The 11,157-nt window shown below is 40.6% G+C and carries 10 protein-coding genes; 6 read left to right on the forward strand and 4 right to left on the reverse strand.

What is annotated here, in order from left to right:
• Positions 1 to 55 precede the first annotated feature (55 nt).
• From KK060_RS15930 to KK060_RS15940, 3 genes are all read right to left on the reverse strand, one after another.
• Positions 56 to 904 carry a histidinol-phosphatase gene (locus tag KK060_RS15930; protein WP_254154762.1) on the reverse strand — a complete coding sequence of 283 codons (849 nt, stop codon included), beginning with the start codon at positions 902 to 904 and terminating at the stop codon, positions 56 to 58.
• 216 nt (positions 905 to 1,120) lie between these two features.
• On the reverse strand, positions 1,121 to 2,941 hold the full coding sequence (locus tag KK060_RS15935) for an ABC transporter ATP-binding protein (RefSeq protein WP_254154764.1): 1,821 nt from the start codon (positions 2,939 to 2,941) through the stop codon (positions 1,121 to 1,123).
• A gap of 5 nt (positions 2,942 to 2,946) precedes the next feature.
• Positions 2,947 to 4,608, reverse strand: a complete 1,662-nt coding sequence (locus tag KK060_RS15940) for a hypothetical protein (protein WP_254154765.1) — start codon at positions 4,606 to 4,608, stop codon at positions 2,947 to 2,949.
• Positions 4,609 to 4,959: 351 nt separating this feature from the next.
• Between KK060_RS15940 and KK060_RS15945 the strand changes: the two genes are divergently transcribed.
• The 6 genes from KK060_RS15945 to KK060_RS15970 all read left to right on the forward strand — a co-directional run bounded on the left by KK060_RS15945 (position 4,960) and on the right by KK060_RS15970 (position 10,625).
• Positions 4,960 to 5,208 carry a type B 50S ribosomal protein L31 gene (locus KK060_RS15945; RefSeq protein WP_254154766.1) on the forward strand — a complete coding sequence of 83 codons (249 nt, stop codon included), beginning with the start codon at positions 4,960 to 4,962 and terminating at the stop codon, positions 5,206 to 5,208.
• A 240-nt stretch (positions 5,209 to 5,448) separates the two neighbouring features.
• A complete protein-coding gene (locus KK060_RS15950; protein ID WP_254154767.1) occupies positions 5,449 to 6,615 on the forward strand; it encodes a GlmU family protein in 1,167 nt (388 codons plus the stop codon).
• Positions 6,616 to 6,619: 4 nt separating this feature from the next.
• Positions 6,620 to 7,744 carry a DNA polymerase III subunit gene (locus KK060_RS15955; RefSeq protein WP_254154768.1) on the forward strand — a complete coding sequence of 375 codons (1,125 nt, stop codon included), beginning with the start codon at positions 6,620 to 6,622 and terminating at the stop codon, positions 7,742 to 7,744.
• A gap of 3 nt (positions 7,745 to 7,747) precedes the next feature.
• A complete protein-coding gene (gene hemC / locus KK060_RS15960) occupies positions 7,748 to 8,680 on the forward strand; it encodes a hydroxymethylbilane synthase (RefSeq protein WP_254154769.1) in 933 nt (310 codons plus the stop codon).
• Positions 8,681 to 8,842: 162 nt separating this feature from the next.
• Positions 8,843 to 9,709, forward strand: coding sequence for a peptidylprolyl isomerase (locus KK060_RS15965; RefSeq protein WP_254154770.1), 867 nt, complete (start codon positions 8,843 to 8,845; stop codon positions 9,707 to 9,709).
• Between the two features lie 7 nt (positions 9,710 to 9,716).
• Positions 9,717 to 10,625 (forward strand): SDR family oxidoreductase, encoded by a 909-nt coding sequence (locus KK060_RS15970; protein ID WP_254154771.1) that lies wholly within the window; start codon positions 9,717 to 9,719, stop codon positions 10,623 to 10,625.
• A gap of 184 nt (positions 10,626 to 10,809) precedes the next feature.
• Here KK060_RS15970 and KK060_RS15975 read toward each other — a convergent pair.
• A partial coding sequence (locus tag KK060_RS15975; protein WP_254154772.1) for a hypothetical protein occupies positions 10,810 to 11,157 on the reverse strand: 348 nt, incomplete at its 5' end.

Here is an 11,157-nt window from a genome sequence, read left to right on the forward strand (position 1 = left end):
GCTACCCTAAAGGCACATCGATATCAAACCGGGGCGTAAGCCAGGAAGGCTATCTTTAGATTAAAATGCCAGTTTCGTTAAAAGGAATGCGTTGCCAGGTGCCTCCTCGCAAGATTGATACGTTGGTAAACCCGATTTCTTTCAAAAGCGCCGCAGTTTCCTCAAAATGGCTCACCAGGTCTTTTTCATGATGGGCATCGCTGTTGATGGTAACGGGGATATCTTTTTCACGGATGATCTCCAATATCCAGGGACTTGGGTATGTTGTAGGCGACTTCTTTTGATACAATCCCCTCGTATTCACTTCAACGATCAGCTGGGCCTGGTCGATTAATCGTAAGGTTTGAAGGATCTGATCCTGATACCAGCTATCAGCTTCCAGGTAATATTTTTCTGAAGGGTTTTGAATTTTGATCTTATCCAAGTGCCCTACAATGGTTGGGGCCGCCGAAAAAATCATTTCACGAGTAAGTTCGAAATACCGGATAACGGCATCTTTCATGTTGCCATTAAAAATCTTATCTACACCTTCCAGAAACAATTCATGGCTTCCGTCAATCTCCCATCTTCTTCCGTCAGGAAACTGATCGACGAAATGAATAGAGCCAATGGTGTAATCAAGGTCATCTTTATATTCGAAGGGAGAAACTACTCCGGGAATAAAATCGATCTCAAGGCTTTTATAGATCTCGATATCGTGTACATGTTTCTTTAGATCATTGATGTTATCAAAATATGCAAGTAAGTCTTCTTTTTGTACACACCATTTGCAATCGAAAGGAACAGGAGCATGCGATGAGAAGCCAAGACTAACTACGCCATTTCTCCTGGCTGAGTCAATATACTCATTAAACTCGCTTTTGCCGTCGCAATACTTAGAATGGGTATGATAGTTAGTCCACATAGCTGGTTGTTTGGTTGTTATATCCGATTAAAACCTATAAATCTATACCACCATCACCCGTTTAGATTCGGCAATGGTGTTAAGACTGGTATAATCGAAAAAATAAAGTAGCCAACGAATTAGCGGAATTCATCTTTCAAAAGGTACATGTAAGACTAGTAAAAAGAGCAATAACAGGAAACAACGCCTGCCATCGGGCAGTTCTGCTTCTATAGCTTACATCCGCTGGATTTCGTTCAGTTTTCTGTATAAGCCGTTCTGGAGAATAAGCGAATCGTGCTTACCACGTTCAATGACCTGGCCATCCTGAATAACGATGATCTCATCCGCATGTTGAATTGTACTCAGCCGATGGGCAATTACAATAGACGTTCGGTTCTTCATCAGACTAAAGAGGGCATCTTGTACCAGGCGTTCGGATTCAGAATCGAGTGCTGAAGTTGCTTCATCAAGAATTAAAATTGGAGGGTTCTTCAACACAGCGCGCGCAATGCTGATACGTTGACGCTGACCACCGGAAAGTTTAGAACCGCGCTCACCAATCACTGTCTGATATCCATCTTCTGTTTGCATGATGAAGTCGTGCGCATGTGCAATTTTTGCCGCCCTGATCACATCTTCTTCTTTCATATCTTTCATGCCAAAAGCGATGTTATTGAAAATTGTATCGTTGAACAGAATTGACTCCTGCGTAACTACACCTATTTGTCCTCGCAGTGATTCAAGCTCGCAATCTCTTAAGGAAATACCATCGATGCGTACGTCACCTGATGTAGGATCGTAAAATCTAGGAATAAGATCCGCCAGGGTTGATTTACCACCACCAGAAGGACCCACTAGCGCTATTGTCTTACCTTTCTGAATTTTGAGATGGATGTTACGAAGTACTGGTTCTTTATCATAGGCAAAACTAACATCTACAAATTCTATGGCCTCGGAAAACTTCGTTAGTATAACGGCATTTGCTTTACTTTGAATGGCAGGTTTAGTATCGATAATTTTGAAAATTCTTTCTGCTGAAGAAATGCCTTTCTGTAAAGATGTAAGTCCGTTAGAGAAGTTTTTTGCAGGCTGAATCATCATGGTGAAAAACACCAGGAAGACGATGAATGAAGCCGGACTAAGATCACCAGTTCCTGAAAGAACGGAATGACCACCAAAATAAAGGATGGTGGCAACCACAATAATTCCCAAAAATTCTGATAACGGTGCCGCTAGTTCATTTTTCCTTGAAATAGACAAGTTTACTTTTCTGTGGTAAGAAGTTTCCGCATCAATCTTATCCGTTAGAAACTGCCTTGCATTAAAGGCATTAATTACGCGCATACTGCCAAACGTCTCATCCAGTATATTCACTATGCGCCCCATTGACTCCTGGCTCTGCTTCGCTTTTTTCTTTAAGCGCTTGATGATGGTGGAGATTACATAACCTGTAACAGGCAGTACGATCAATGTAAACAATGTCAGTTTTACAGAAATGGAAAACAAAATACCAATGTGAATAATCAGCGTAATCGGCTCTTTAACGGCTTTCAAGCTGTTTAGTACTGTACCTTCTACTTCTCCGACATCATTAGTAAAACGCGAAATCAAATCGCCTTTGCGTTGGTCATTAAAGTATGCAATTTCCAACCGGGATACATTTCTAAAAATATCCATCCGGATGTTCTTTACAACATCTACTTTAATTCTTGAAGCAACCATTCGCTCCATGTATCGGAAAATATTAGAGATCAATACAAGAACAATAATGGAAATACATACAAACAGCAGCGCCCTTACCTGCCCGTTTTCTTCAATGATCTTTAAGAAATGATAGTTAAAAAGATCCCTCACATAATTCACGCTTAAACTAAAAGCAGGATAAGCAGGAACAGACTCAGCCGTATTTTGAAGGAAGATAACTTCCAGCAAGGGTTTTAATAGGCCTAAATAACTTGCTCCAAATGCAGCACCTAAAAATGAAAAGAGAATAAATTTGACTATCCGTGAATTAATGTTTGGCGCATACTGAAGAATGCGAAGGTATATTTTCATCTAATCTAAAACTCGTATAAACGTTGTGGAATATTCCAGCGCAAAGCTAATGAAGTTATTGAAGTATTGTTATTATAAAATGCCACAGCACTTTCACTTTTACGGAGAACTACGGTGCCATCAATAAACAAATTATGTTTTATTTGCCATGAGGCAGTAAAAGTTCCGTATAATATGTCATTTGAAACGCCTTGACCTATTTTATTATTATACTCTTGTTTCCTTGTAGTATTCTTTTTTAGGATGTCGCCACCCCAGTTTACGTTGGTAGTATCGCGGCCTGTTTGCATGACAATAAGCTTACCTTTTAAGTTAAGCTTTGGCAAAGGTTGATATCGCACAATACCAACAAACTCTTTGAAGTTCGCTCCTAATGGATGGGCAATTGCCTGTTGATAATTGGAGTAACTTCCGTAATTGGTATGATGAGAATATGTATATGGACGAACAATATTTATTTCACCGTGAAGGTCAAGGTTAGGAACAGCAAACGCATCGACATACTTGCCGCCTAATTGAATGCCGAACTTGTTAGCCCACCATCCATTTCCTGCACGGATATTATCAATTAGAAACTCATCGAGCATAAATTGGCCGTAAAGCTGTAATTGTTTTGCAGCATTCCATTTAAAATCCATCCCGATCAACACATTGTCTGTACTACCATTTTGTTGTTCAATGGCTCTGTAAAATATAATTGGGTTAAGATAATCAAGTCGTAAATGGTCACCCGCTATTGTATCACTGGCAGAAAAAATTACCGATTCAAAAACTCCAACATTCAATTTCTTTCCAATGTTTATGCTGATATGATGAAAAGCATTGTATTTGGTGGGAAAACTTTTGTCTCTTGCGCTAATTCCGCCCAGCGTCCCCTCAATTGCTGCTGTCATCTGATTAATCATGAAGAGGTAATTGAGCTTCCATACTTTTACATTACCTTTTAGAAATAAAGAAGGCGGGGCAAAATCGCTGAATGCAAGGGAGCGATATCCATTACCGATAAAAAACCGATCATGGCCAAATTGCAGGTTAATATGTTTGGTAGCCTCAAAAGTTATATATCCGCGGGCGCTTAAAAAGTCTACACCTGTTCCATTGGAGTACTCCTTCCAAAACCCTTCGTGTGGCACGACGGGATTGATCCTCATCTGATTCCAAACGTAAGAAGGAAGTACCGCCTGGTTGTCGGTGAGGTAGGTATAGAAACCGACTTTCTGATCGACCATTCCCCGTACCTCGATACCACGGGTGTTTATATAAAGTCTTTCCTCCCGTTCTGAATCTTTTCCAAGCCCCGCATAAATAACTGGGTTAATATGAAGGTCAAAGTCGTTATCATGAAATGAGAAAAAATCTGATTTCTTCTTATAAAAATGTTTGAGAAAAGGCTTTTTACTGTCGCTTGTTTCGGCGTTAGACCATTCCCAATTATCATTCGTCAGGTAAGCGTAGTTAAACTGATCGCTTGTAGAAACAAAAGCACCTGCATTTTTGGCAGAATCAATAAAAGCGACTATGGCAGATCGTTTGTAAGGCTTAATAGCAGTAAACACCTCCGGTATAATTTGACCGGTCTTAATTTCGTACCGGTCAGTCCAGTGGTAATAATCTTCATTTAAAGGAGCGTAGCTGCTTTGGGCTACTGCAAAAAAAGGCAGCAGCATTAAAAGTAGGGTAAATCTCATTTTTGTAGATCCTGATATGGGGTTAAAAGCGGCATAGAAGTCTATTGCTACGTAAAGGTAATTGCCTGCGGGCTTCTACTTAGTGAAGTTTTATGGCATCTATTACATTAGTGGTAAATCTAAGGCCAAACAGGAATGAAATGCATCAGCAATATACATGGCTTTTTAGTCATTATAAGTCCTGTAAGCTCTAAATTGTGTTGGTTTTCATTATTTTTAAGTAGGAAAACGGTTATTTAAAGTTTTAACCAAATATTTCTGGAAGTCATTGATTTTTCGATTATCCCCCCTATCTTTGCAGTCCTTTAAGGAAAAAGTAAAGATTAAGCAATGAAAAAAGGCATTCATCCTGAATATAAAGAAGTGGTTTTCTGGGATCAATCAAGTGATACCAAGTTTATAACCCGTTCTACTCAAGCTCCTAAGGAAACTATTAAATGGGAAGATGGTAAAGAATATCCTGTGATCAAGATCGAGGTTAGTTCTGCATCTCATCCTTTCTATACCGGTAAAAAACTGTTTGTTGATACAGCAGGCCGTGTAGAGAAATTTAAGAACAAATATCAAAAGAAAGCTTAATTACTCTTCAAATAAGCACTGTGAAAAGGTCTTCGTTCTGAAGACCTTTTTTATTTTACTGCCTCTACAACAACTCGGTAAATGATAGCAGGCGGAGTTTACCTTCATTTTAGTAAATCAACTTAGAAAACATATTTTATCTTGCTGCCTGAAATATGCCAAGCCTCACGTTAGACAACAATCTTTTAAAAAGGCATTTTTTACAGGCTATTTTATACCAATACTCCATTATTTTTGAACATGAATCTTGTCCTGTTCGATGACCCCGTCATTCGCTTAGAATTATTGCCATTTACCTTTACCCGGCCCGTTTGTGAAATAAGGGTAGGTATTTTAACCATTGCCGAAAAATGGGAAAAGTGGCTTACCGCGAAAGCGTCTTACCAGACAGAAAAATATCTACAGAAGAAGTTTGCCCCGAAATTTACTGATGATAATGTATTGATTAACGGGGCCGTATGTCCCGATCAAAAGTTGGTAGATACGATCAAGTCTCTGCCTGCCGGTTATTATCTTGTACAAGGAAGCTTTTTGATTGCTGCACATCATCCAGAGAAAGAAATGGAAAGCACGAATACTATTGAGTATACAGATCCAATTAAAGTAATCGACAGACCCTGGAAGATATTTACAGAAAACGGACGTGAGATTCGTGCCGATTTTAAGCTTGTAACCGAAGGAAGAAAGTCAGCACCACTGCCTGACAAGCATACTGTTGTTTATGGAGAAGAAAACCTTTTCGTAGAAGACGGTGTAACCATTAAAGCAGCCGTTATCAATGCAGAAAATGGTCCTGTTTATCTTGGTAAGAACAGCATTATTCAGGAAGGGGCGCTCATAAGAGGTGCGTTTGCATTATGTGAAGGAGGCCACCTGAATATGGGCGTTAAGATACGAGGCGATGTAACGGTTGGTCCCTACTCAAAAGTTGGAGGAGAAATAAGTACAACGGTTGTTTTTGGTAACAGTAACAAAGCACACGATGGCTTTTTAGGATGCTCTGTTTTAGGAGAGTGGTGCAACCTGGGAGCTGATACCAATACATCTAACCTGAAGAACAACTACGATACCGTGAAACTTTGGCGGCATGTTACCGCATCGTACGAAAGTACCGGTCTGCAATTTTGTGGGTTAATGATGGGCGACCACAGCAAATGCAGCATCAATACCATGTTTAATACAGGCACTGTCGTGGATGTTTCCGCTAATATATTTGGTGGGGGTTTTCCTAAAAACTATATCCCCTCCTTTACCTGGGGAGGATCAGGAGGAGTAACCACTTATGATCTCGATAAAGCCCTAGAAACAGCACGGAGGGTCATGGAAAGAAGAAATCTTGTTTTTGATGACATTGAAAAAGAAATCCTCACCCATGTTTTTCAACTAACAGCCCCAACACGATTATAGAATCATGAAATTCTCAGATATACCAGGACTTCAGGATTGCAAAAAAGTATTGACAGATGCTGTAACCAATCACCACGCAGCACACGCACAGCTTTTTGTAGGCGCCGAAGGTGCGTTGAATTTACCATTGGCGCTGGCTTATGCCACTTACCTTCATTGCGAAAACAGGACTGATGAAGATGCCTGCGGCACCTGTGCTGCCTGCTCTAAAAATGCAAAGTTTGTTCATCCCGACACGCACTTTGTCTTTCCGTTAAGCAATGTAAAAGGTGATAAAGATGAAGAACGTTTTAAGGCCGACATTCTCAAACTGTGGCGTTCCTTCTTGCTGGAACAACCTTTCGGAAACCTTGACGACTGGACTAACCATTATGGCGGAGAAGATAAGCAGGCCTTAATCTCAAGAGAAGAAAGCCGTGAGATTATCAAGACACTTTCCCTAAAGCCTTTTGAGAGCAAGAATAAAATCATGATCATCTGGCAACCAGAACTTATGCATCCTTCTGCTGCCAATGGTATCCTTAAGATACTTGAAGAACCACCTCCGCATACATTCTTCATTCTGGTAACAAACGCTGCCGATAAACTATTACCTACTATAATTTCGCGCACACAAATCGTTACAATACCTCTGTTGAGTGATGATGAATTAAAAAATTACCTCACAGAAACTAAGTCACTTCAGCCATCAAGAGTTGACAAGATTGCTCAGTTGGCAGATGGCAACATTAACCTTGCGCTTAAGCTAATAGACAATGAGGAGGACAATAACGCACAACGCTTTACAGAATGGATGCGTGCTTGTTATAAACGAAACTATGCTGGTCTGGTAACCATGGCAGAAGACTACCATGGCCTTGATAAACTTAGCCAGAAAAACCTTATCACTTACAGCATTAACATGATGCGCGAAACCTTGCTGTATTCAACCGGTGTTGATTCAATGAACAGAACGCGGGGAGATGAGCTTAAGTTTGTTCAGGATTTCAGCAAAGTTATGAACCTCGACAAGGTGGAACAATCATTTAAATTGATGAACGAGGCCACCTATCATTTGGAAAGGAATGGCAGTGCAAAAATGATTTTCCTGGACCTGTCATTAAAAATTTCTAAAACATTAAATCCATAGTTAATGAATAAAATCATCCGGATTGGTACACGCGGAAGCAAACTTGCTCTATGGCAGGCACACCATGTTGCAGAACTTATCAAGCCTTCTGGTTATCAAACTGAAATTGTACCTATAGAAACAAGAGGGGATAAAATCCTGAATGTATCTATTGCAAAGATTGGAAGCAAAGGAGTGTTTACAGAGGAGATTGAAGAAAAACTGCTGGATGGTTCTATTGACATTGCTGTTCATAGCGCCAAAGATCTTTCATCTACACTGGCTGATGAGCTGGAGCTTATTGCCTTTACGGAAAGAGAAGTTGTAAATGATGTTGTGTTAAGTTTTGATAAATCATTCTCATTGAAGAACACCAAAGCGGTAATAGGAACTTCGTCTACACGGAGGGTTGCATTTGTAAAACATTTCTATCCTGAAGCGAATACGGTTTCTGTTCGAGGCAATCTCCAAACACGCATTTCAAAATTACAGGCCAAAGAAGCAGACGCACTGATTCTTGCTTACGCGGGTATTCACCGCATGGGCTACGACGATCTTATCGTGCAAAAAATAGAGACAAGCTACTTTGTTCCGCCTGTGGGCCAGGGAACAATAGCAATAGAGTGTCATAAGAAACTATCTTTCGATAAAAAGGAAGTTATTGAACGCTGGGTGAATCACCCTGACACCGAGGACTGTATTCGCGCTGAACGCGCATTTCTAAAAACCTTGGAAGGTGGTTGCAGCATTCCTTCGTTTGGCTACGCCTGGAAAGAAGGCAATATGGTTACCCTTAAAGCCGGTATCATTTCTCTTGACGGCAAGCAGATCGTTAAGGTAAAAAAATCGGCTACTGTTGAAGACGCCAAAGAACTAGGCAAAAATGTAGCTGATGAAGTATTATCAGACGGAGGTGCTGAAATATTGTCTGCCATCCGCAATACCATTAAGACCTAATTTGATAGGGAACAAAGTCTACAAAGATTACTACCTCATAAACATAAATCGATTTAAATTGCTGGTATCATTTTATAGTAATACACATTTAAACAAGATGTATTCTATTTAATGGCTATGTTCAATTTCTAACTATTTCTAGCTAATACGCCTTGTTATTTTATGAAAAAAATGCTTCCCCTGTTATTCGTTCTAACAACGCTAATCAACCAGGCACACGCCCAGAAAAAAGATCAGGTTGTAACGATTAAAACAAAATACGGGGATATGATTGCCATCCTGTATAATGAAACCCCAAAACACAAACAGAACTTTATCAAGCTTGCAAAAGAACATTTCTATGACAGCCTTCTATTCCATAGGGTAATTGAAGGTTTTATGATTCAAGGAGGAGATCCTGAATCAAGAAAGGCAAAGCCAGAGCAGAGACTTGGAAATGGAGGCCCGGGTTATACCGTTGATGCCGAAATAAATCCTAAATTCTTTCATGAACGTGGTGCACTATCTGCAGCACGGTTAGGAGATCAGGCAAATCCTACCAAAGCCAGCAGCGGAAGTCAGTTCTATATCGTACAGGGCCGTAAGTATACGGAGAGTGAGCTAAAGACAGATCCGCAGAAGTATGGAAGCGCACTTCAACAATTCTTTCAAAAATCAGAGAATAGGAGTTATTATGATACTATGGCCAACCTCTATAGAGCAGGAGATCAAAAAGCCTATGAAGAATTTATATTAAGTCTGAAGCCTTTAATAGAAAAACAATTAGGTGTAAGCGTAGATAAAGACATTTCCGCAGAGGCTTTAAACACTTATACAACAGTTGGAGGAGCACCCCATCTTGATAACGGCTATACAGTTTTTGGAAAGGTTATCAAAGGCCTAGAAGTGGTCGATAAGATTGCAGCGCTTCCGAAGGGGCAGGCGGATAGGCCAGTTGAAGATGTTTGGATGATGGTTAGTATAGAAGAAATGTCTAAGAAGAAAATTGAAAAGAAATACGGTTATAAATATCCGGAACAGAAAAAATAGCAACACAATGAAAATACTTGTTACAGGATCAAACGGGTTACTCGGCCAAAAACTCACGCAACTGATTCAACAGCAGGAAGGCTTTGAACTGATTGCTACTGCAAGAGGCAAGAGTGCTATCCCGATTACAAAAGGTTCTTTTTATTCTCTGGATATTTGTGATCCTGCATCTGTAGGTTCTGTATTCGCAGAAGTTAAACCAGACGTTGTGATTCATGGTGCTGCAATGACTATGGTTGACCAGTGTGAAACGGATCGGGATGCCTGCTGGAAATCGAATGTTACAGCGGTAGAGTATATTGTTAAAGCCTGTGAGAAAATAAATGCACGCCTTGTTCACGTGTCCACCGATTTTATTTTCGATGGCAGCCATGGACCGCTTGATGAAAATGAAAAGCCTGCACCTGTAAATTTCTATGGTGAAAGTAAGCTTACTGGCGAGAAGGTTGTAATGGAGAGTTCTCTTGACTGGTGCATTTGCCGTACTGTTCTTGTGTATGGAATCACTTCCGATATGAGTCGTTCCAACATTGTATTATGGGTTAAAGATTCATTGGAGAAAGGTAAAACCATCCAGGTGGTGAATGATCAGTTTCGCACACCAACGCTGGCTGAAGACCTTGCTATGGGATGCTTCCTGGCTGCCAAACACAAAGCAAAAGGTATCTATAATATCTCTGGAAAAGACTTTATGAGTCCGTATGATATTGCTATTAAGACTGCTGAATTTTTCAATCTCGATAAATCATTAATTAAGCCTGCTGATAGCACTACGTTTAAGCAACCGGCAAGAAGACCACTGGTGACAGGATTTATTATTGATAAAGCACGTAAGGAGTTAGGCTATGAACCGCATTCATTTATGGAAGGCGTAGCACTTCTCGCTCAACAGGTTGCATCTGTTAGTGTGAAGTAAGGTGACGGAAGTATGATGGCACGGGCGTAATAATGGGCTTTTTCCTTACGGTTCAGGTAAGCACCAATTACAAGTAGCACAAAAAGTAAAGATTAACTCATCTTGAGACGATGATTCTTCCAGAGAGCGATGAACGCTATTCGAAATCCCCTTCCCCAGCGATCTCCAATAGAAAGACATCCTTTCAACTGCATTTCATAGTACCCATTGTAAGGTCGGGGATGTCCTCGCGACCTTGTTTGTTTTTCATAGTTCCTTCCGTAGGCGGGGGGATGACGAAGATGGTGGAAGTGTCTACGCCTTTTCTTTTGTTAAAATGCTTTTGGGACAGCCATATAAAATGGCTCACGAATAGATCCTGCCAGCACCGTGCGAGCACCATGCCAGCACCGTGTCTGCGAGAAAATACCCCCATTTCTCGCAGACATGCTGTACGCACGGTGCTGGCATGGTGCGCGCATCGGGCACTCCCAAGCCTATTATCAGCTTCTCCCCCAACCACCCGGTGCCATTCAAAGCCCATGAAAATAAT

It is taken from the genome of Chryseosolibacter indicum (genome assembly GCF_018598585.1).
GTDB lineage: Bacteria > Bacteroidota > Bacteroidia > Cytophagales > Cyclobacteriaceae > Chryseosolibacter > Chryseosolibacter indicus.